Origin of the sequence: Micromonospora sp. NPDC005171, assembly GCF_040608575.1 — a bacterium.
Taxonomy (GTDB): Bacteria; Actinomycetota; Actinomycetes; order Mycobacteriales; family Micromonosporaceae; genus Micromonospora.
The window spans coordinates 1-21,972 of record NZ_JBEXIM010000063.1 but is presented as its reverse complement, the minus strand read 5'-3'; the positions used below and the strand labels follow the sequence as shown (position 1 = coordinate 21,972).

At 71.2% G+C, this 21,972-nt stretch carries 12 protein-coding genes and 1 pseudogene; 8 read left to right on the top strand and 5 right to left on the bottom strand.

Translation table 11 applies throughout. The features are described from left to right. Positions 1-141 precede the first annotated feature (141 nt). The 4 genes from ABZU74_RS33045 to mce all read right to left on the bottom strand — a co-directional run bounded on the left by ABZU74_RS33045 (position 142) and on the right by mce (position 6,281). The gene (locus ABZU74_RS33045) at positions 142-2,322 is read right to left on the bottom strand and encodes a hypothetical protein (RefSeq protein WP_355432392.1); all 2,181 of its coding nucleotides are present in this window, start codon (positions 2,320-2,322) and stop codon (positions 142-144) included. A 177-nt stretch (positions 2,323-2,499) separates the two neighbouring features. Beyond that, the gene (locus ABZU74_RS33040) at positions 2,500-3,762 is read right to left on the bottom strand and encodes a DivIVA domain-containing protein (protein ID WP_196919469.1); all 1,263 of its coding nucleotides are present in this window, start codon (positions 3,760-3,762) and stop codon (positions 2,500-2,502) included. 355 nt (positions 3,763-4,117) lie between these two features. Continuing rightward, positions 4,118-5,473 (bottom strand): crotonyl-CoA carboxylase/reductase, encoded by a 1,356-nt coding sequence (ccrA, locus tag ABZU74_RS33035; protein ID WP_355432395.1) that lies wholly within the window; start codon positions 5,471-5,473, stop codon positions 4,118-4,120. Positions 5,474-5,804: 331 nt separating this feature from the next. Beyond that, positions 5,805-6,281, bottom strand: coding sequence for a methylmalonyl-CoA epimerase (gene mce / locus ABZU74_RS33030; protein ID WP_355432389.1), 477 nt, complete (start codon positions 6,279-6,281; stop codon positions 5,805-5,807). Positions 6,282-6,342: 61 nt separating this feature from the next. On the opposite strand from mce, the gene ABZU74_RS33025 reads away from it, so the two are divergent. From ABZU74_RS33025 to ABZU74_RS32995, 7 genes and pseudogenes are all read left to right on the top strand, one after another. Further along, positions 6,343-7,542, top strand: a complete 1,200-nt coding sequence (locus tag ABZU74_RS33025) for an acetyl-CoA C-acetyltransferase (RefSeq protein WP_355432386.1) — start codon at positions 6,343-6,345, stop codon at positions 7,540-7,542. Between the two features lie 55 nt (positions 7,543-7,597). Continuing rightward, a complete protein-coding gene (gene meaB, locus ABZU74_RS33020) occupies positions 7,598-8,602 on the top strand; it encodes a methylmalonyl Co-A mutase-associated GTPase MeaB (RefSeq protein ID WP_355432383.1) in 1,005 nt (334 codons plus the stop codon). Between the two features lie 231 nt (positions 8,603-8,833). Further along, entirely contained in the window at positions 8,834-9,253 is a 420-nt protein-coding gene (locus ABZU74_RS33015) for an Asp23/Gls24 family envelope stress response protein (RefSeq protein WP_355432380.1), read from the top strand. A 157-nt stretch (positions 9,254-9,410) separates the two neighbouring features. Beyond that, positions 9,411-9,824, top strand: coding sequence for an Asp23/Gls24 family envelope stress response protein (locus tag ABZU74_RS33010; RefSeq protein ID WP_355432377.1), 414 nt, complete (start codon positions 9,411-9,413; stop codon positions 9,822-9,824). A 112-nt stretch (positions 9,825-9,936) separates the two neighbouring features. Further along, positions 9,937-11,625, top strand: a complete 1,689-nt coding sequence (locus tag ABZU74_RS33005; protein ID WP_091405796.1) for a methylmalonyl-CoA mutase family protein — start codon at positions 9,937-9,939, stop codon at positions 11,623-11,625. A 180-nt stretch (positions 11,626-11,805) separates the two neighbouring features. Continuing rightward, complete coding sequence (locus ABZU74_RS33000; protein WP_355432374.1) at positions 11,806-12,729, top strand: tetratricopeptide repeat protein; 924 nt, start codon at positions 11,806-11,808, stop codon at positions 12,727-12,729. Positions 12,730-12,795: 66 nt separating this feature from the next. Continuing rightward, positions 12,796-13,764, top strand: a pseudogene (locus ABZU74_RS32995) (arginase family protein); the annotation flags it as partial. A gap of 781 nt (positions 13,765-14,545) precedes the next feature. Here the strand turns inward: ABZU74_RS32995 and ABZU74_RS32990 are convergent. After that, complete coding sequence (locus tag ABZU74_RS32990; RefSeq protein WP_355432371.1) at positions 14,546-16,510, bottom strand: penicillin-binding transpeptidase domain-containing protein; 1,965 nt, start codon at positions 16,508-16,510, stop codon at positions 14,546-14,548. Positions 16,511-16,799: 289 nt separating this feature from the next. Here ABZU74_RS32990 and ABZU74_RS32985 point away from each other — a divergent pair, with 289 nt between their 5' ends. Then, complete coding sequence (locus tag ABZU74_RS32985) at positions 16,800-21,881, top strand: NAD-glutamate dehydrogenase (protein WP_355432368.1); 5,082 nt, start codon at positions 16,800-16,802, stop codon at positions 21,879-21,881. Positions 21,882-21,972 lie beyond the last annotated feature (91 nt).

The window sequence follows — 21,972 nt, the reverse complement described above, 5'->3', positions numbered from 1 at the left end:
CTCAACGACCGCCCCCGCATGACCCTGAACTGGGCCACCCCCGGTGAGAAAATGACCCAGCTCCTCGGTGTTGCAACCACCGGTTGAGCCCGCCGCGCTGACGGAAAGTGTCCAAGATCTCGAAGCTTGGGTGGGCGGCGGTCAGTCCTTGTCGATGGTGACCTTGCTGGGCTTGGCGCTGCGCTCGTCGGTGGTCGGCTTGCTCGGTCGCTTGCCGTTCTCACCGGTGCTGGTGATCTTGGTGGGCTTGGCGCCCCGGCCACCCTCGCCCGGAACGGCGGCCACTGTCGGCTCCCCGTCCACCCCGGCGCTCGCCGTGCCACCGTCCACTGTGGTCACCGGCTCGGCCACCGGCCGCGTCGTGGGCTGCCCGGACTCCTCCGCATCCGCGTTCACCGGCTGCCTGGTGTCGGCGGGCTCCGTCTTCAGCCCGGTGCCCGTGCCCGACCCGGTGCCCGTGCCCGACCCGGTGCCCGTGCCCGACCCGGTGCCCGTGCCCGACCCGGTGCCCGTGCCCGACTCGGTGCCCGTATCCGGCCCGGAGGCCGCGCCGGCGGTAACGCTCACGCCGTCGTCCCCACCACCGGGCTCGCCCGCGCTCGCGCCGTCCGCCGCGGCCGGCGCGGTCGGGCCGTCGATCGGGCCCGCGACACTCTGCAACCGCAGCTCGGACATCTGACGCTGGAGCTCGTCGGACTCCTGCCGGGCCTTCCAGGTCTCCTGCCGCAGATCCGCCAGCTGCTGCTGGGCCTGGGCGATCTCCAGCATCACCTGGGCCAACTGCTGCCGGCCCGCCGCCGACTCCTGCTGGGTCGCCGCCAGGTGCTGCTGGGTGGTGGCCAGGTGCTGCTGGGTGGTGGCCGCGTACTCCTCGAACTGCCGCCGGGACGCCGCCACATGCTCGTCGGCCTTGCGGCGCTTGTCGCCGGCCTCGGTCTCAGCCCGGCTCAGCAGCTCGGCAGCCTCCGCCTCGGACCGCTGGCGCAGCGCCGCCGCGTCCTGCTCAGCCGCCTGACGGATGCCGGCCGCGCCCTGCTCGATCTCGTTCTTGCGAGCGGTGTACTCGGTCTCCAGCTCGTTCTTGCGAGCGGAGTATTCGGTCTCCAGCTCGTCCCGGCGGGTCGTGAACCCGCTCTCCAGCTCCTGCTGACGGCTGGCGAACCCGGCCTCCAGCTCGTGCTGGCGCGCCGCGTGCTGCTTGTCCAACTCGTCGCGGCGCCTGGCGAACTCCTGCTCGGCCGCGGACCGTCGCTGCGCCAACTCCCGGTCGGCCGCCTCCCGACGGGAGTTGACCTCCTGCTCCACCCCGGCCCGCCACGCGCCCAGCTCCTGCTGGGTCTGCGCCCGGGTGTGCTGGACGTACGCCTCGGTCTCGGTGCGCATCCGCTGCACGTACGCCTCGGTGTCGGCACGGCTGCGCTTCGCCGACTCGGTGGCCTGCGTCGTCAGCCGCTCGGCCTCCTGCTGCGCCTTGGCGCGGGTGGCTCGTCCGGCCATCGACGCGTCGTCGATGATCTGCTTGGCCTCCTGCTGCGCCTTGGCGTGGGTGGCCCGCCCGGCCTCGGTCGCCGTGTCGGTGAGCCGCTTGGCCTCCTGAAGGGCCTTGGCATGCACCTCCTTGGCGGCGTCGCGCAGGTCGCTGGCCTCCTGCTGGGCCTTGGCCAGCGTCTCGCGGGCCGTCTCGCGCAGCTTGGTGGCCTCCTGCTGGGCCCGGGTGTGGATCTCCTTGGCGGTATCCCGCAGCTGGGTGGCCTCCTGCTGGGCCTTCGCCAGCGCGTCCTGCGCCGCCTTGCGCAACTGCGCCGACTCGTCCTTGGCCGACCGCAGGGTCGCGTCCGCCTCGGCCCGCTGGGCGGCGCTGTGCCGCTCCTCCTCCGCGCGTCGGGCGGCGAGGGCGATCTCAAAGTCCTTCAGTGCCCGCGCGGCCTGCTCGCGGGCCTCCTCGATGATGTGCTCGGCCGCGGCACGACGGGCCTCGATCTCCCCGTTCGCGTCGGAGAGGATCTGCTCGGCCTGCTCCTCAGCCAGCGTGAGGATCGACTCGACCCGTGGGCCGAGATGCCGGAACGACGCCCGGTCGACCACGTTCATCTGCTTGCGCACCTGGGTCAGGTCGCGCTGGAGAACCTCGACCTGGCCGGCGAGCTTGTGGATCTGTGTGTAGGCCTGTTCCCGTTCCGAAGCGAGGGTCGCGATCTCGTGCTCAGCACGCGCGACATAGCGGTCGACCTGCTTCTTCTCGTACCCCCGCAGAGCGGACTCGAAGCTGGGCTCCGTCGTCACGTCCCCGCCGAGAGCGAACAGTTCCTCGCCGTGCGACATGCCCCCATCCTCACACGCAACGGGCCCTGCTGGGGCGATACGGACGGGCCTTGTGGGAGCTACTTCACTCGATTACGGCCATCGGATACCAGGGGCTGGGAAACGCATACGGCGCGAGGTGGCACCGGTTACCCGGTGTCACCTCGCGCCGTCGATGCCCCGACCTGACGCCTCGCGTCAGCCGGCGGTCTCCGCGGGCACCCGCTCCTGACCGCCATCGGTCTTCTTGGCTTCCGGCTTGGCAGCCGGAGCGGCCTGCGCCGGCATTCCCGGCACGATGCCAGCGAGCCCGGAGAGCATCTGACCCAGCTGCGAGGTGACCGCGTCCTTCTGCCGGGTGAGGTCCTCGACCTCGCGGCGGGCGGCCTGCGTGGTCAGCTCCGCCTCGGTGCGCGCCTCGGTGAGCAGGCGCTGCGACTCGGCCTTCGCCTCGTTGAGGGTCTTTTCCGAGTGCGCCTTGGCCTTGTCGACAGTCTCGGCGGCGTTGCGCTCCGACTCGACCCGCCGCGCCTCGGCGCGCTGCTCGATCTCCTTGGCCCGCTCCTGCGCGGCCCGGGCACGCTGCTCGGCCTCGCTGACCATCTTCTGGGTCTGCGCGACCTGGGCGGCGTGGCGCTCGGACTCCTCGCGCTCGGCCTTCTCCCGCCGCTCGGCCAGCTGGAGCTCCAGGGCCTGCAGGTCCTTGTCGCGCTTGTCCCGCGCGTCGGTGAGCAGCTTGGTCGCCTCGGCGCGCTTCTCCTCAGCCTCACGGGCGGCCTTCGCCCGCTGCTGGGTGATCTCCCGCTCGGCGGTGGCCCGCAGGGTGGCGACCTCCCGCTCGACTGTCGACTTCAGCTCGGCCACCTCGTGCGCGGTGACCGTGCGCAGCTGCTTGGTCTCACGGTCGGCGTCGGCGCGCAGCGTGTCAGCCTCGCGGCGGGCCTGCACCCGGACCTCGGCGGCCTCGCGCTCGGCGGCCGTGCGCAGGTTGCCCGCCTCGCGCTCGGCGCTCGCCTTCATGGCCGCGGCCTCGGCGCGGGCCTTGTCGGTGATCTCACGGGCCTCGAGGCGGGCGGCGGAGAGGATGCCCTCCGACTCGCGCTTGGCCTCGTTGCGGTGGTCGTTGGCCTGCTCCTCGGCGAGCCGGAGGATCTGCTCGACGCGGGTGCCGAGCCCGGAGAGGGTGGGCCGGCTGTTCTCTTCGAGCTGCTTGTTCGTGTCGGTGAGCTTCTGCTCCAGCGCACTCATGCGCTGCTCGGCCTGGCGGAGCCGACGCTGGGCGTCGTTCATCCGCTGCTCGGCCTCGGCACGGGCCTGCTCGGACTGGGTCAGCGCGGCGGTCATCCGGCCGAGGAAGTCGTCGACCTGATGGGTGTTGTATCCGCGCAGGCCAACGGTGAAATCTGGCTGCGAGTTCGCGTTATCGAAGAACGCGAGAGGGGAGGACTGCTGCTGGGGCATTGGGACATACTGGCAGACGCCCCAGGGTGCTTCGCAAGAGCGGTGCGAAGCTTTCGTGCCCTCTTTACATGGTCAACTCCTGCGATCGGTGAGGTTGGACCAATCGGCGATCTTGGCAGGTCCCGGCCTGTCGAACGCCACGCAGCGTGACGCGGAAAAGGGGCCCCGGGGTTACCCCGAGGCCCTTTGTTCGATCCGGGTGGGTTATCCGCTAATGGCGGCGGAAGAACAATGAGCGATCAGCGCAATGGTCATCCGGCGTTCCGCCGTCCGGCCGGGGCGCCGCAACCGGCCGTGCCGGTCAGCCACCGAGGATCGGCGGTGCCGGTCAGCGGCCGGGGACCGGCGGTGCCGGTCAGTGACCCCGGAACCGGTTGATCGCGTCCTCGTGCCGGGCCCGCAACTCCCCGTCGCGTACGCCCAGCCCGTCGGTGGGTGCGAGGCAGCGCACGCCGACCTTGCCCTGGTGGGCGTTGCGGTGCACCTCGTACGCGGCCTGGCCGGTCTGCTCCAACGGATAGGTACGGGACACCGTCGGGTGCACCTTGCCGAGCGCGACCAGGCGGTTGGCCTGCCACGCCTCGTGGTAGTTGGCGAAGTGGCTGCCCACGATCCGCTTGAGGTGCATCCACAGGTAGCGGTTGTCGTACTGGTGCTGGAAGCCGCTCGTGGAGGCGCAGGTGACGATGGTTCCGCCGCGCCGGGCCACGTAGACGCTGGCGCCGAACGTCTCCCGCCCCGGGTGCTCGAACACGATGTCCGGGTCCTCACCGCTGGTCAGCTCGCGGATCCGTTCGCCGAAGCGCCGCCACTCGTCCTGGTCCTGGGTCTGCTCGTCCTTCCAGAAGCGGAAGCCCTCGGCGGCCCGGTCGATGACCAGCTCCGCGCCCATCCTGCGGCACAGTTCGGCCTTCTCCGGTGAGGAGACGACGCAGACCGGGATCGCGCCGCCGTTGAGCGCCATCTGGGTGGCGTACCCGCCGAGGCCGCCGGACGCGCCCCAGATCAGCACCACGTCACCCTGCTTCATGTTGGCGCCGTGGTGCGAGACGAGCTGCCGGTACGCGGTGGAGTTGACCAGCCCGGGGCTGGCCGCCTCCTCCCAGCTCAGGTGCCGCGGCTTGGGCATCAGCTGGTTGGCCTTGACCACGGCCAGTTCGGCCAGCCCGCCGAAGTTGGTCTCGAAGCCCCAGATCCGCTGCTGCGGGTCGAGCATCGTGTCGTCGTGACCTGCCGCGTCCTCCAACTCCACGGAGAGGCAGTGCGCGACCACCTCGTCGCCGGGCGCCCAGCGGGTCACCCCGGGGCCGGTGCGCAGCACCACGCCTGCAGCGTCCGAGCCGACCACGTGGTACGGCAGGTCGTGCCGGCGGGTCAGCTCGGACACCCGGCCGTAGCGCTCCAGGAACTTGAAGGTGGACACCGGCTCGAAGATGCTGGTCCACACCGTGTTGTAGTTGATGGCGCTGGCCATCACCGCGATCAGCGCCTCGCCCGGCGCCAGCTCCGGTGTCGGCACCTCCTGCACGTGCAGTGCCTTGCGGGGGTCCTTGTCCCGGGTGGCCATGCCGTCGAACATCCGGGACTCCTCGGCGCGGACCACCACGCCCCGGTAGCTCTCCGGTACGGGCAGCCCGGCGACGCCGGCGAGTTCGCGGTCCGGATCGTTCGATTCCTCCGCCGCCATGATCGCTTCGAGGATGTCCTGCACGGTGACCTCCGGTTCGTCCGCACCCGCACGGGCCCGGGTGCTGCCATCGTCGGCGCCGGTGGGCACGACCGCCATGTCGGCATTCGACACATCCGGCGCCGGTCGCGCTCCTGTGGGGCCGGACGTTACTGAACGGTAGCTAGGCCGGGAAGTCCTCTGTGAAAAACTGCATCCGCCGATGCGTGAAGCTGTCCGACCACCCCGCCAACCGCGCACTGACGGGCGCGCCCGCCCGGCCCGAAGGGTCGCCGCCCTCGTTGATCAAGAGCTTCCGGTCGCCGTCGCGGCCGAGGACGACGCGGACCTCCTGATCAACAAGGCGGGCGCGTGGTCAGTGGGAGCTGGGGGCGGGTTGGACCAGTTCGACGAGGACGCCACCGGCGTCCTTGGGGTGGACGAAGTTGATCCGGCTGTCCGCGGTGCCACGCCTCGGGGCGTCGTAGAGCAGGCGCATGCCGCGCTCGCGGAGCGCCGCGCAGGCGGCGTCGATGTCCACCACCGTGTACGCGACCTGCTGCACGCCCGGCCCGTTGCGGTCCAGGAACTTGGCGATCGTCGACTCCGGGGTGAGCGGGGCGAGCAACTGCACGCAGCCGCCCTCGGTGGTCGGTCCGACGGCCAGCATCGCTTCCCGGACGCCCTGCTCGGTGTTGGTCTCCACGTGGACGCAGCGCATCCCGAACGTCCGCTGGTAGAAGTCGATCGCGGCGTCCAGGTCGGCCACGGCGATCCCGACGTGGTCAATCTTGCGAAGCCCGATGTCTGTGACGTAGTCCGCACCGGGCTCGACGGGGGAGTTCTCTGCCATGGCGCTAGTCTGGCCGAACAATCGTTAAGGCGTACAGCTCGGCACCCCCTCGGAGGCAGGCATGGCTTCGGTGATCGTCAGCGGCGCGCGGACCCCGATGGGCCGGCTACTGGGCAACCTCAAGGACCTCCCGGCCACCAAGCTCGGCGGGATCGCCATCAAGGCGGCGCTGGAGCGTGCCGGCGTCAGCCCGGACCAGGTCCAGTACGTGATCATGGGGCAGGTGTTGCAGGCCGGCGCCGGTCAGATCCCTGCTCGGCAGGCGGCGGTCGAAGCCGGCGTACCGATGTCCGTGCCGGCGCTGACCATCAACAAGGTCTGCCTCTCCGGCCTGGACGCGATCGCGCTGGCCGACCAGCTGATCCGGGCCGGCGAGTTCGACATCGTGGTGGCCGGCGGCATGGAGTCGATGACCAACGCCCCGCACCTGCTGATGGGTCAGCGCACCGGCTACAAGTACGGCGACGTGGTGGTCAAGGACCACATGGCACACGACGGGCTCAGCGACGCCTGGGACTGCTGCTCGATGGGCGAGTCGACCGAGCGGCTCGGCGCCAAGCACGGCATCTCGCGCGAGGAGCAGGACGCCTTCGCCGCCGCCAGTCACCAGCGGGCCGCCGCCGCGCAGAAGAACGGCCACTTCGCCGACGAGATCGCACCGGTGGTCATCCCGCAGCGCAAGGGTGACCCGCTGGTGATCAGCGAGGACGAGGGCATCCGCCCGGACACCACTGTCGAGTCGCTGGCCAAGCTGCGCCCCGCCTTCGCCAAGGACGGCACCATCACCGCCGGCAGCTCGTCGCCGATCTCCGACGGCGCCGCCGCGGTGCTCGTGATGAGCAAGGCCAAGGCGAAGGAGCTGGGGCTGACCTGGCTGGCCGAGATCGGTGCGCACGGCAACGTGGCGGGCCCGGACAACTCCCTGCACTCACAGCCGTCCAACGCCATCAACCACGCCCTGAAGAAGGGCGGCCTGAGCGTGGCGGACCTGGACCTCATCGAGATCAACGAGGCGTTCGCGCAGGTCGGTGTCCAGTCCACCCGGGACCTCGGGGTCAGCCCGAACAAGGTCAACGTCAACGGCGGCGCGATCGCGCTGGGGCACCCGATCGGCATGTCCGGCGCGCGCCTCGTCCTCACCCTCGCCCTGGAGCTGAAGCGGCGCGGTGGTGGCACCGGCGCGGCGGCGCTCTGTGGCGGCGGTGGCCAGGGCGACGCGCTGATCATCCACGTGCCGGGACAGGCCGCGGCCAGCCAGTGAGCGCGAGGAGTGAGCCGGTTTTGCGAGCCCCGCAGTCGCGAACAAAGATGGCACAGTGAGCGAGGCGGCTGAGCACGTCCCGGCAGCGGGCACCACGTCGGTGCGCCGCAGCCGGGACGTACCGCTGCTGGTCGAGCGGGCCCGTGCGGGCGACCCGCGCGCGGTGGCCCGCCTGATCACGTTGGTGGAGAACGGTGACGCACTGTTGCCGGCGATCGCCGCGGCGCTGGCGCCGTACGCCGGGCAGGCCCAGGTGGTCGGGCTGACCGGTTCGCCAGGGGTGGGCAAGTCGACCACCACGAACGAGCTGGTCCGTGCGCTGCGGGCGCGCCGGCACCGGGTGGGCGTGCTGGCGGTCGACCCGTCCAGCCCGTTCACCGGCGGAGCGATCCTGGGCGACCGGGTGCGGATGCAGGACCACGCCACCGATCCGGGCGTCTACATCCGGTCGATGTCCAGCCGGGGGCACCTCGGCGGGCTGGCCGCGGCGACGCCGCAGGCGGTCCGGGTGCTGGAGGGCGCAGGCTGCGACGTGGTGCTTGTGGAGACGGTCGGCGTCGGGCAGGCCGAGGTGGAGGTCGCCTCGCTGGCCGACACGACGCTGGTCCTGCTCGCGCCCGGGATGGGCGACGCCATTCAGGCGGTCAAGGCCGGCATCCTGGAGATCGCCGACGTGTTCGTGGTCAACAAGGCGGACCGGGACGGCGTCGACGCCACCGTCCGCGACATCCAGGGCATGATCGCTCTCGGTGAGCGCGGGCCGGGGCAGTGGCGGCCGCAGGTGGTCCGGTCGGTAGCCGCGCGCGGCGAGGGCATCGACGACATCGCCGCCGCCATCGACAAGCACCGGGGCTGGCTGGTCGAGCACGGCGAGCTGCGCCGCCGCCAGGAGGCGCGGGCCGCCGCCGAGATCGAGGCGATCGCGCTCGGCACCCTCCGCGCCCGGATCGGCTCACTGCGCGACGGTACGGAGTTGGCCACGTTCGCCACCAGGGTTGCCGAGGGTGTGATCGACCCGTACACGGCGGCGGACGAGTTGCTCGCCCAGCTGGCCCGCTGATCCGAGGTCCCGCCGGGCCGGCGCGTCCACAGTGGACGTGCTGGATCGGTGGAGTCCGGCGCGGACCGACGTCGTCGCTCGTGTGGCCGGTCGGAGCACGCGTCTCGCCCGCAAGCGAAGGTAGCTCTGGTTTTAGTAGGCTCGCGGCGCGTGGCCGGGAGCGAGGCTGCCGCGAAGCGGGCTGACGAACCGGTCGGTCCACAATGCACCGGGACCAGGGGAGATGTGATCATGACGGACGCGGTGGAGAACGCCGGTGCAGTGCAGCCCGCGACGGGCGTGGCCCGGGGTGTCACGTCGGTTTCCGACGAGGTCGTGGAGAAGATCGCCGGTACGGCCGCTCGTGCCGTGCCCGGTGTGGCCGATCTCGGCGGTGACGTCTCCCGGTTCTTCAACAGCGTGCTGGACAAGATCGGCCTGGACGAGGTGGGCGACGCCCGGCGGGGTGTCTCGGCCGACGTCAAGGGCAGTTCGGCCGTCATCAACGTGGTCCTGGTGATCGACGCCGGTCACGTCGTGGCCGACGTGACCGAGGCGGTGCGGGCCGCGGTGATCGAGGCGGTGGAGAAGTACGGCCTGACTGTCACCCAGGTCAACATCATCGTGGACGACATCGAGCTGAACCAGCCGGGGGCGGCAGCCGGAGTCTGAGGGCGTAGCCGCCCGACGGTCTGACGGCTGCCGGGCCCGTCGACCATCCACCGGGAGCATCCCGGGACCGCATCGTCCTAGTAGGCTCGCACCGCCCCACCTTCGCTGGGGGGCCGGGCGCGCCCAGACGCGGTGGCGCGAGGAGCAGGGAGCGACTGTGGACCTGGAAGCAACGCAGGAGCTGACCAGGGCGTCGGTGCCGGCTGGTGGGACGACGCAGGTCGCCGACGAGGTGGTCGAGAAGATCGCCGTCGCGGCGGCCCGCGCGGTGCCCGGCGTGGCCGACCTGGGCGGGGACGTCGCCCGGTTCTTCAACGCGGTTCTCGACCGGGTCGGGCTGGACCAGGTGGGCGATGCCCGACGGGGTTGCTCGGCCCACCTGACCGGGGACGCCGCCGTCATCAACCTGGTGTTGGTGGTTGACGCAGGCCGGCCGGTGCCGGAGATCACCGGTCAGGTACGCGCCCGGGTGACAGAGGCGGTCGAGGCGTACGGGCTGCGGGTAGACGAGGTCAACATCCGGGTCGACGACGTGGCGATGGGTGGGCCGGCCACCACGGCATCGGCCTGAGAGGTGCAGGGGCGAGCTGCCGTTACTCGCCAGTACGGCGTGACTTAGCGATCGTTCAGGTGGGGGCCTTACACTCGACGTGCAGTCGAGGACCCGAGGAGGAGCCCTGCTCATGGACGCCGACGAGATCGACGCCGGACGGGCGCGCTGGCAGGCCCGGTACGACGCCGCGCGCAAGCGGGACGCGGACTTCACCACGCTCTCCGGAATGCCGGTGGAGCCCGTCTACGGGCCGCCGGAAGGCGCCACCTATCCGGGCTTCGAACGGATCGGCTGGCCGGGCGAGTATCCGTACACCCGGGGTCTGTATCCGACCGGCTACCGCGGGCGGACCTGGACGATCCGGCAGTTCGCCGGCTTTGGCAACGCGCAGCAGACCAACGAGCGCTACAAGATGATCCTCGGCGCCGGTGGCGGCGGGCTGTCGGTGGCGTTCGACATGCCGACGCTGATGGGCCGCGACTCGGACGACCCGCAGGCGCTCGGCGAGGTCGGCCACTGCGGCGTGGCCATCGACACCGCCACCGACATGCAGGCGCTCTTCGACGGCATCGACCTGGCCGGCGTGACCACCTCGATGACCATCTCCGGCCCGGCCGTGCCGGTGTTCTGCATGTACCTGGTCGCCGCCGAGCGGCAGGGCGCCGACCTGTCCAAGCTGGACGGCACCCTGCAGACCGACATCTTCAAGGAGTACATCGCGCAGAAGGAGTGGCTCTTCGACCCGGAGCCGCACCTGCGCCTGATCGGCGACCTGATGGAGTACTGCGCCCGGGAGATCCCGCGCTACAAGCCGCTGTCGGTCTCCGGCTACCACATCCGCGAGGCCGGCTCGACCGCCGCTCAGGAGCTGGCGTACACCCTGGCGGACGGCTTCGGCTACGTCGAGCTGGGCCTCTCGCGCGGGCTGGACGTGAACGTCTTCGCGCCGGGGCTGAGCTTCTTCTTCGACTCGCACCTCGACTTCTTCGAGGAGATCGCCAAGTTCCGTGCCGCCCGCCGGATCTGGGCCCGTTGGCTGCGCGACGTCTACGGGGCGACCAGCGAGAAGGCCCTGTGGCTGCGGTTCCACACGCAGACCGCCGGGGTGTCGCTGACCGCGCAGCAGCCGGTCAACAACGTCGTCCGCACCGCCGTCGAGGCTCTCGCGGCGGTGCTCGGCGGCACGAACTCGCTGCACACCAACGCGCTGGACGAGACCCTGGCGCTGCCCACCGACGAGTCGGCCGAGATCGCCCTGCGTACCCAGCAGGTGCTGATGGAGGAGACCGGCGTGGTCAACGTGGCCGACCCGCTCGGCGGCTCCTGGTACGTGGAGGCGCTGACCGACAAGATCGAGGCCGAGGCGGAGGAGATCTTCGCCCGGATCCGGCAGCTCGGCGGGGACGGGCCGCACCAGATCGGCCCGATGACCTCAGGCATCCTGCGCGGGATCGAGGACGGCTGGTTCACCGGGCACATCGCCGAGTCGGCCTTCGTCTACCAGCAGGCCCTCGAAAAGGGCGACAAGAAGATCGTCGGCGTCAACTGCCACACCGGCACGGTCGCCAAGGAGCTGGAGATCCTGCGCATCTCGCACGAGGTGGAGCTGGAGCAGCGCCGGGTGCTCGCCGAGCGCAAGAGCGCGCGGGACGAGTCAGCGGTCCGCGCGGCGGTGACCCGGATGATCGAGGCGAGCCGTACCGACGAGAACATGATCCCCGCCATGCTCGACGCGGTCCGCGCCGAGGCGACCCTGGGCGAGATCTGCGACGCCCTGCGCGCCGAGTGGGGCACCTACCGGGAGCCGGCCCGCTTCTGACCCCCTGTCCGCCCCCCACCCCGTCGATCTTGCGGATTCTGCGCCGACATAAGGCATGAATGCGGCGTACTGGCGACAGAATGTGCAAGATCGCGGGGGTGCGGGCGGAGGCGTGAGAGTTGCAACGTCGGGGTTGCGGGTGAGCTGAGATCGGGGGCTCACGTGCGAGACTAGGTAACCATGAGCGACCCACGGATCACCTCGTCGATCTTCACCCGCGGCGCGGTCGACCTCAGCACGCTGCGTGGCCCCGCACCAGCAAATACCCGCCCCGGCACGCCCCCGCAGGGCGGCCCGTCCAACGGCGCACCCGGCGCGCCCACCGCCGGCGGTGACACCGCCATCGTGGACGTCACCGAGGCGACCATCCAGTCCGACGTACTCGAACGCTCGATGGCCACGCCCGTCGTCGTGTTCTTCGGCGCGGCCGGCTTCCCGGAGAGCGACGAGTTCGCCCCGGTCCTGGAGCGGCTGAACGCCGAGGGCGGCGGCGCCTGGGTGCTGGCCCGGGTCGACGTGCAGGAAAATCCCCGAATCGCCCAGATGTTCCGGGTGCAGGGCATCCCCATGGTCTACGCGGTCGTCGGCGGCCAGCCGGTCGACGCCTTCTCCGGGGTGGTGCCCGAGGCGCAGCTGCGGCAGTGGATCCAGGCCATCCTCAAGGCCGGTGGCGTGACCGTCGCCGAGCCGGAGGACCCCCGCCTCGACGAGGCGGACGACGCGCTGATGAGCGGTGATCTGGACGCCGCCGAGCAGGCGTACCGGAAGATCCTCGCCGACGCCCCGGCGGACGCCGCGGCCACGGCGGGGCTGGCCCAGGTCGGGGTGGCCCGCCGGGTGGCCGGCGCCGACCCGTCCGCCGCGCTCGCCGCCGCCGAGAGCGCCCCCGACGATGTCGACGCCCAACTGCTGGCCGCCGACATCGAGGTGCTCAGCGGCCTGGCCGAGCAGGCGTACGCGCGGCTCGTCGGTCTGGTCCGGCGCACCGCCGGTGAGGACCGTGAGACGGTTCGCCAACACCTGGTCTCGCTCTTCTCCATCGCCGGCCCGGACGACCCGGCGGTCGCCTCGGCGCGTCGGGCCCTGGCCAGCGCCCTGTTCTGAGTTCCTAGCACGCCAGCGCGGGCCGGCGTTCCGGCCGGCCCGCCCGACCACCGAGGACGGGAGCTCATGATGCGCCGGATCGCCGTCCTCGACGCGCCGACAAATCTCGGCCTACGGCCGCCGACGCCCACGTCGGTCCCGGGTTGCGCCAAAGCGCCCGGGGCGCTGCGCGACCACGACCTGCTGGCCCGGCTCCGCGCCCGCGACGCCGGCTGCGTCACCCCGGCCCGGTACGACCCGGGCGACTGGCGGCCCGGTGACGGGGTGTGCCACGCCCGGGAGATCGCCGACTACTCGCTGGCCCTCGCCGAACGCATCGGCTCGATCATCGACCGGGGCGAGTTCCCGGTGGTGCTGGGCGGCGACTGCTCCGTGCTGCTCGGCTCGGCCCTGGCCATGCACCGCCTCGGCGAGGCCGTCGGCGGGCGGATCGGGCTGGTCTTCGTCGACGGGCACTCCGACTTTCGGCACCCCGGCAACGCCTCCTACGTCGGCGCGGCAGCCGGTGAGGACCTGGCCCTGGTCACCGGGCGCGGGCAGGCCGACCTGGCCGCGTTGGAGGGCCGCCGGCCCTACTTCCGCGACATCGACGTGGTGGTGCTGGGCATCCGCGCCCAGGACGAATACCGGCTCGACCTCCAGGCCGCCGGGATCACCACCCGACCGGTGCCGGCGCTGCGCGCCGAAGGCGCCGCCCGGACGGCCCAGTGGGCGCACGAGCAACTCGCCGACTGCGCGGGCTACTGGGTGCACATCGACGTGGACGTCCTCGACCCGGCGGTGATGCCCGCCGTGGACGCCCCCGACCCGGGTGGAATCGCCTTCGCCGAGTTGGAGATCCTGCTCTCCGGCCTGGTCGACACCCCGCACTGCCTCGGCGTGGAGCTGACCGTCTTCGACCCCGACTACGACCCGGACGGCTCGTACGCGGCCGAGATCGTCAACACGGTGGTCGCCGGTCTGGCGCCGGTGACCGCCCCGGAAGCCGTGCCGCCCCGACTACTGTCGGCGCGGCCGACACCCTCACCGCGGCGCGGCAACGGCCGGCCCTCGACCGCCACCGAGCGCTCCGATCGTGCCGGGCGGCTCGACGGGCTCGCTGGAGGGCTTGCCGGGCTTGATCGCGTTGAGCGGGTTGCGGGGCTTGATCATGCCGAATCGTTCGACGGGTCACGAAGTGCGGTCGAGGGCGAGGCGTCACTGATCGGCGCTGAGGTGGCTGATGGCGGCCCGTCGGGCGGGGAGCGGGCCGGTGGCGGCCCCAACGGCCCCGGGTCCTCCCTCGGCCGGTCTCCTGGCGTCGGATCTACCAGCGTCGGGTCTGCTGATGGCGGTATTCCTGCCGGCGGCCCTTCGGCGGGCCCGGTGCCTCATGACGTCGTGGCTGAGGCGCAGTCGCCCGGCACGCTCGGGCAGGCGCATTCCGAGCCATCGGGCGTCGCCGCCCGTATCGCACCCCTGGTCGAGCGTGAACCTGTCGGCCCGCCCGCATCGGCCGGCCCGGGTCTTCTCCGACGCCCCTCCCCGCCGGCCGAGAACCCGGCCGAAAGGCATAAAGCCGACACTGCCTGACCCGATCCTCGGCGATCCGGGCATGATCCACTCGGTATCGAAGAAACTGCGGTGTCCGGGTTGCGTGGACACCGCAGTTTCAAGGAAACCGAGTGGATCATGCCCCGCACGGAACGCGGGGCGAGCGCCGGACCCGCGGGGCGCCGGGCGAGCGCCGGACCCGCGGGGCGCCGGGCGAGCGCCGGGCGCGGGGCGCCGGGCGAGCGCCGGGCGCGGGGCGAGCGCCGGGGCGCGGGGCGCCGGGTCAGCGGGCCGGGAGGGCGCGGAGGAAGCGCTCGGCGATCGGGACGGCCGAGGCGGTGCTGGCCCCGCCCTTCTCCACGAAGACGGCGAACGCCACGTCGCCACGCCAGCCGACGAACCAGGCGTGGGTGTGGGCCGGGTTGTTGTCGTACTCGGCGGTGCCGGTCTTGCCGTACACCTCGCCCGGCACATCCTTGAGCGCGCTGCCGGTGCCGGCGGTGACCACCTCCCGCATCATCGTGCGCAGCGCCGCGACGGATGCCGGCTTCAGTTGCTCGCCAGCCGGGGCCGGCTTGGCCGGCGCCGGGTCGATCAGCAGCTTCGGCTGTTCGAATCGGCCACGGGCGACGGCGGCGGTGGCACCGGCCATGGCGAGCGGGCTGACCAGCGTGGTGCCCTGCCCGAACGACGCGGCGGCCTGCTCGGCCAGGCTGCCGCCCGTCGAGACCTTGCCGGTGAAGGCGTCCGTGCCGAGGTCCCATTGACCCTCCAGGCCCAGCGAGCGGCCGGCGGCGGCCAGCCCGTCGCCGCCGAGCTTCGGGGCCAGCGCGGCGAACGCCGTGTTGCAGGACTTGGCGAAGTCGGTACGGAACGGCACCGAGCCCAGCTCGAAGTTGTCCGAGTTCTTGAAGGAGCGACCGTCCACGGTGAAGGTCTTCGGGCAGGCCACCGGCCCGTCCAGGGTGACCGCGCCCCGGTCCAGCAGGCCCAGCGTGCTCACCATCTTGAAGGTGGAGCCCGGAGGCACCTGGGCGTCGAAGGCCAGATTCTCCCCGGCCGGCCCGGGGCCGTTCGCCGCGGCGAGCACGGCGCCATCGCTGATCCGGAGCGCCACCAGGGCGGACCGGCGCGGCTCGGCGCGCAGTGCCCCGTCGGCCGCGTTCTGGACGGCGACGTCCAGCGTGGTCTTCAGCGCCTGCCCAGGCTGCGGCTCCCGACGGAACAGCTCGGCGCCGGTGGGTTCGAGTTTGCCGCCCTCGGCCGGACGCTCGACCACCACCGTCAGCCCGGGACCGCCGCGCAGCCGTTCGTCGTAACGGCCCTGCAGCCCGCCGTGCCCGACCAGGTCGCCGACGACGTACCGGTCGGGGTGTGCGGCGAGGTCGTCGGCCTGCGCCGGGTCGACCGTGCCGAGCAGCGCGCGGGCGAACTCGCGGGTGGGCGCCAGGTCGATCTTGTCGGAGATGAACTTGGTGCCGGGCAGGTCATAGATCCGGGGCTTGATCTGCCGGTACGCCTCCTCGCGCAGCGACACCACCTCGACGAAGGCACCCGGCTCGGCCTTGGCCACCCGCTCGGGCAGGTCGGCCAGGTCGACGCCCGGGACCAGCGCCGGGCGGATGGCCTTGAACGCCGCGTCGAGGTCCTTGACGAGCTTCTTGATGTCGGCGACCCCGTTGGGCTGCACACCCACCCGGACCACCGGGCGAGGGGTCACGATCGGCTTCCCGGCGTTGTCCAGCACCCCGGCGCGGGCACCGGTGTCGCGGCGCAGCGCCAACCGGTCGCCCTTGGTGAGCTGCTCGTGCACCACTGTCGGCTCCCAGATCACCTGCCACTGGTCGTCGTCGCCGTGGGCGATCCGCACCTCCCGGTCGTACGCCCAGCGGGTCTGACCGGGCAGGGCCCACTCCACCTGGACCGTTGTGGTCGCGATGTCCTTGGTGATCTTCGGCTCGCCGCGACGCGTCAGCGTGGGCGGGGTGGCCGCCAACTCACCGGAGAGCTCCTTGATCTCGCGCGCCACGTCGGCCGACGGCAGTTTCGCGCCGAGCGGGTCGATCAGACCGACCGCCTGGAGGTCACCGCTGCGCCAGCCCGCGAGGAAGGCGTCGACGGTGCGCTGCGGCCCGTCGTCACCCGAACAACCGACCAGGACACCCGCCGTGAGCAGCGCCGTGGTGACGGCGGCGGCCAGGCGGCGGGCAGGGTTCGGCCGGTGGGGCCGAGGGTACGACAAGGGCATGAAGCTGGTCCTTCCGATCTCGGACTGCCCTCGCACGGTAGTACGCGAACAGCGTCCCCAACGTCCCCCAGGTGCTCGGCCGCGCTCAAAGACGGGCCGCGCCCGTGTGATGAACATCGCGTGGCGGGGTATCCCGCAGCCGGCCAACCTCGGACCCGCAACGGGTGAAAGGACAAAGTCCCGATCCGGACGTCTGGCCGGTGGTCCGCCGACGAAGGCGCAGAACGGCAGGGCCTAGGCTGGGCGGCAGAGTGACCCACAACGCGGTGGGTCGAGGGGAGTGGCACCGATGGACCGGCGTCCGGCGATCAAACCGGAACCCGACCTCCGGCAGGATGACTCCGGCCGGGACGATGACAGCTTCGATTCGGCGACCGACGGGGACGGCTACGGCCGACTCGACACGGGAGTCACCGGGCTGACCGGGTCGAGCATCGACACCATCTACGATCTGGGTCTGCCAGCCGAGGCGCTGGCCGACGACGTGGAGGACGCCGAGCTCGACGAACCCGTTCCCAACGCGGAGCGCCTGGTGGCCCAGGCCGTCGCGCTCGCGGGGGACGACCACGACGCGGCGACACTTGTCGGCCGTTTCTGGCGGTTCGCCCCGGACGAGGAGCTGGTCGGCTTCACGGCGGAAGAGATGCTCGACGCGGCCCGGGCGCACCGGGACCTCGCCCAGCAGCGGGTGCCGGGCGAGTTGAAGCTGCGGATCCACGAACCGCACGCGGACCAGCACCACACGGTCGTCGAGATCGTCACGGACGACATGCCGTTCCTGGTCGACTCGGTGACGGCGCTGCTCAACTCGTACCACCTGGACGTGCACCTGCTGGTGCACCCGCTGGTGGTGGTGCGGCGGGAGCCGCTGGGCCGGCTCACCGAGGTCTCCGCCGATGTCGAGCCGGACGACGCGATCGCCGGCGACATCATCGAGAGCTGGATGCGGATCGAGATCGACCCGGTCCGGGACGCGGCCGAGCGGGACCGGTTGCGCCGCGAGTTGCAGCGGGTGCTCACCGATGTGCGGGAGGCGGTGGAGGACTGGCCGAAGATGCGTCAGCGTGCCCTCGCGCTCGCCGACGAGCTGGCCTCGGCCCGTACCTCCGACAACCGCCCACCGGTGCCGGAAAAGGACATCACTGACTCGGTGGAGCTGCTGCGGTGGCTCGCCCACGACCACTTCACCTTCCTCGGTTACCGCGAGTACCGGTTGGTGGACGCCGACGGTGGCGACGCCGCCGACGTGGTCGACGGCAAGGCGTTGGAGGCGGTGCTCGGCACCGGTCTGGGCATCCTGCGCTCCGACTCGCCGGAGGCCCGGTCGCTGTCCTCGATGACGCCAGAGGCGCACGAGAAGGTGCTGGAGAAGCGCCTACTCATCATCACCAAGGCCAATTCCCGGGCCACCGTGCACCGCTCGGCGTACCTGGACTACATCGGCTTCAAGATCTTCAACTCCGCTGGTGACGTGATCGGTGAACGGCGCTTCCTGGGCCTCTTCTCGACGGCCGCCTACCGGACCAGCGTCCGCGAGCTGCCGGTGGTGCGCCGTAAGGTGGCCGAGGTGCTGGACCGCTCCGGCCTGAGCCAGCGCAGCCACTCGGGCAAGGATCTGATCCAGATCCTGGAGACCTACCCGCGCGACGAGCTGTTCCAGATCAAGACCGACGACCTGTACCACGCGGTGATCGGCGTGCTGCGGATGGCCGGTCGCCGGCAGCTGCGGGTGTTCCTGCGTCGGGACGCGTACGGGCGGTTCATCTCCTGCCTGATCTACCTGCCCCGGGACCGGTTCACCACCCAGAACCGGCTGCGCATGCAGGACATCCTGCTGCGGGAGCTGAACGGCGTCGGGGTGGACTACACCACCCGGGTCACCGAGTCGATGCTGGCTCGGGTGCACTTCATCGTCCGTACCGACCCGACCCGGCCGCCCGGCGACATCGACGCCGACCTGCTGGCCGAGGAGCTGGCCGACGCCACCCGTCTCTGGGACGACGACTACCGGCTGGTGCTGGAGCGCAAGCTCGGCGACGAGCAGGCCAAGCACCTCTTCACCCGGTACGCCGACGCGTTCCCGGAGGGCTACAAGGACGGGCACACGCCGTACGAGGCGATGAAGGACCTGGCGAAGCTGGAGCTGCTGGAGGAGCCCGGCCAGCTGGAGATGCACCTGTTCCGTAAGCAGTTGGCCCCTCGGCCCGGCACCCGGATGCCGGGGGCCGACCTGGCCGAGGCGATGGACGTCCGGTTCAAGGTCTACCGGTACGGCGAGCCGATGATGCTCTCCGCCGTGTTGCCGGTGCTGCACTCGCTCGGCGTACGGGTGGTCGACGAGCACCCGTACGAGGTGGACCGGATCGACGGTCGGGTCTACCTGTACGACTTCGGCCTCATGCTGCCCGAGGGGCATCACGAGCTGGCCGAGGTGCGCCCGCACGTGGAGAACGCCTTCGCGGCGGCCTGGCGCGGCGAGGCCGAGGTGGACCGGTTCAACGAGCTGGTGCTGCGCGGCGGGTTGACCTGGCGGCAGGTGGTGGTGCTGCGGGCGTACGCGAAGTATCTGCGGCAGGCCGGCACTGTCTTCTCTCAGGACTACATGGAGCAGACCTTCATCGCGTACCCGAAGCTCGCCGCGTTGCTGGTGGAACTCTTCGAGACCCGGTTCGCGCCGGGCGAGTTGAGCACCGAGCAGCGGCAGCAGCGCAGCGGTGAGCTGGTGGAGACGATCCGGGGCGCGCTGGACGACGTGGCCAGCCTCGACCAGGATCGGATCCTGCGCTCGTACCTGACGCTGATCGAGGCGACCCTGCGGACCAGCTTCTACCAGAAGCGCGCCGACGGGCGGCCGAAGGCGTACGTCGCGTTCAAGCTCGACCCGCAGGCCATTCCGGACCTGCCGGCGCCGCGACCGAAGTTCGAGATCTTCGTCTACTCGCCCCGGTTCGAGGGTGTGCACCTGCGGTTCGGGCCGGTGGCCCGGGGCGGGTTGCGCTGGTCCGACCGCCGGGAGGACTTCCGTACCGAGGTGCTGGGCCTGGTCAAGGCGCAGATGGTGAAGAACACAGTGATCGTGCCGGTCGGCGCCAAGGGCGGCTTCGTGTTGAAGCAGAAGCCGGGTGACCGGGACGAGGCGGTCGCCTGCTACCAGGAGTTCGTCGGCGCGATGCTGGACGTCACCGACAACATCGTCAGCGGGCAGATCGTGCCGCCCGAGGACGTGGTCCGGCACGACGGCGACGACCCGTACCTGGTGGTGGCGGCCGACAAGGGCACCGCGACGTTCTCCGACATCGCCAACGAGATCTCCAAGGCGCACAACTTCTGGATGGGCGACGCGTTCGCGTCCGGCGGGTCCGCCGGCTACGACCACAAGAGGATGGGCATCACCGCCCGGGGCGCCTGGGAGTCGGTCAAGCGGCACTTCCGGGAGCTGGGCCTGGACACCCAGACCCAGGACTTCACTGTGGTCGGCGTCGGTGACATGTCCGGCGACGTGTTCGGCAACGGGATGCTGCTCTCCGAGCACATCCGGCTGGTGGCCGCCTTCGACCACCGGCACATCTTCCTGGACCCGGAGCCGGACGCCGCCACCTCCTACGCGGAGCGTCGACGGCTGTTCGAGCTGCCCCGTTCCTCCTGGGAGGACTACAACCCGGAGCTGATTTCGGCAGGTGGCGGCATCTTCCCGCGTACCGCGAAGTCCATTCCGATCACCCCGCAGGTCCGGGCGGCGATCGGCCTGGACGACGACGTCACGCAACTGTCGCCGCAGGACCTGATGAAGGCGATCGTCACCGCCCCGGTGGACCTGTTCTGGAACGGCGGCATCGGCACCTACGTCAAGGCCTCCACCCAGACCAACGCCGAGGTGGGCGACAAGTCCAACGACACGATCCGGGTGGACGGGCGCAACCTGCGCTGCCGGGTGGCGGGCGAAGGCGGCAACCTGGGCTGGACCCAGCTCGGCCGGATCGAGTACGCGTTGACCGGTGGCCGGATCTACACGGACTTCATCGACAACGCGGCCGGGGTGGACACCTCCGACCACGAGGTGAACATCAAGATCCTGCTCAACACGGCGGTGGCCGACGGCGAGCTGACCACGGCCGAGCGGGACGAACTGCTGGCCGGGATGACCGACGAGGTCGCCGAGCTGGTGCTGCGGGACAACTACGACCAGGCTCGGGCGATCAACAACGCCCAGGCCCAGGCCGCCTCGCTGCTCCCGGTGCACCGCCGGATGATCAACGAGCTGGAGCGGTCGGGCGGGTTGGACCGCGCGTTGGAGGCGCTGCCGCCGGACGAGGAGCTGGCGGTCCGCAGCGAATCCGGCCTGACCGCGCCGGAGTTCGCGGTGCTGCTCGCGTACGTGAAGATCGTCCTGGAGCGGGAGATTCTCACCGATGGGCTGGCCGACGAGGAGTGGACGACCGACGTCCTGGTCAACTACTTCCCGACGCCGATGCGCGAGCGGTTCGCCGACCGGATGGGCCGGCACCGGCTGCGCCGGGACATCGTCACCACCGTCCTGGTCAACGAGGCGATCAACCGGGGTGGCATCTCGTTCATCTTCCGGGTGGTCGAGGAGACGGCGGCCAGCGCGGCAGACGTGATCCGGGCGTACGTGGTGGTCAGCGAGGTGTTCGGCCTGCGCGACCTGTGGGACGCGGTCGAGGCGCTGGACAACAAGGTGGCGCCGGAGCTGCAGACCAGCGTCTACCTGGACACCCGCCGGCTGCTCGACCGGGCGGTGCGGTGGCTGGTCTCCAACCGGCGCTCGCCGATCGACGTACCGGCCGAGATCGCCCGGCTGCGCGACGGGGTCACCCGGCTGCTGCCGGGGCTCGAGGAGCTGTTCTACGGCAACGAGCGCCAGGGCATCGCCGCGCACATGGACTCGATGACCGAGCGTGGGCTACCCCGTGAGCTGGCGGAGCGGGCCACCCGGCTGATGTACAGCTTCGGCCTGATGGACGTGGTGGAGACCGCGAACGCCAGCGGGCGGGACGTCAGCGAGGTGGCCTCGGTCTACTTCGTGCTGTCCGACCTGTTCCGGGTGGACTCGCTGCTGTCGAAGATCTCCCTGCTGCCTCGGGAGGACCGCTGGCAGACCCTCGCGCGGATGGCGCTGCGGTACGACCTGTACGCCGCGCTGGCCGCGCTCACCGCGGAGGTACTCGACTCCACCCCGGGCGACCTGCCGCCGCACGAGCGGGTGCAGCAGTGGGAGCAGTCGAACGCCACCTCCATCCACCGTGCCCGGCGGGCCATGGGGGAGTTCGACGAGTCGCGGGCGGATCTCGCCGCCCTGTCGGTGCTGCTGCGCCAGATCCGCACCCTGGTGCGAACCTCCGCAGCCGCCTGAGAGCGTGTTTCACATTCCTGTCAGTCGGGTGTGTTGAAGGTGAGGCGTTGTTGGCGGGTGGCGGGTTCGCCTCGGGCGAGGCGGCGGAGCA

Coding starts and splice junctions, on each gene's coding strand:
- ABZU74_RS33045 (WP_355432392.1), bottom strand. CDS start 2,322: ATGTCGCACGGCGAGGAACTGTTCGCTCTCGGCGGGGACGTGACGACG.
- ABZU74_RS33040 (WP_196919469.1), bottom strand. CDS start 3,762: ATGCCCCAGCAGCAGTCCTCCCCTCTCGCGTTCTTCGATAACGCGAAC.
- mce (WP_355432389.1), bottom strand. CDS start 6,281: ATGGCAGAGAACTCCCCCGTCGAGCCCGGTGCGGACTACGTCACAGAC.
- ABZU74_RS33025 (WP_355432386.1), top strand. CDS start 6,343: ATGGCTTCGGTGATCGTCAGCGGCGCGCGGACCCCGATGGGCCGGCTA.
- ABZU74_RS33015 (WP_355432380.1), top strand. CDS start 8,834: ATGACGGACGCGGTGGAGAACGCCGGTGCAGTGCAGCCCGCGACGGGC.
- ABZU74_RS33005 (WP_091405796.1), top strand. CDS start 9,937: ATGGACGCCGACGAGATCGACGCCGGACGGGCGCGCTGGCAGGCCCGG.
- ABZU74_RS33000 (WP_355432374.1), top strand. CDS start 11,806: ATGAGCGACCCACGGATCACCTCGTCGATCTTCACCCGCGGCGCGGTC.
- ABZU74_RS32990 (WP_355432371.1), bottom strand. CDS start 16,510: ATGCCCTTGTCGTACCCTCGGCCCCACCGGCCGAACCCTGCCCGCCGC.
- ABZU74_RS32985 (WP_355432368.1), top strand. CDS start 16,800: ATGGACCGGCGTCCGGCGATCAAACCGGAACCCGACCTCCGGCAGGAT.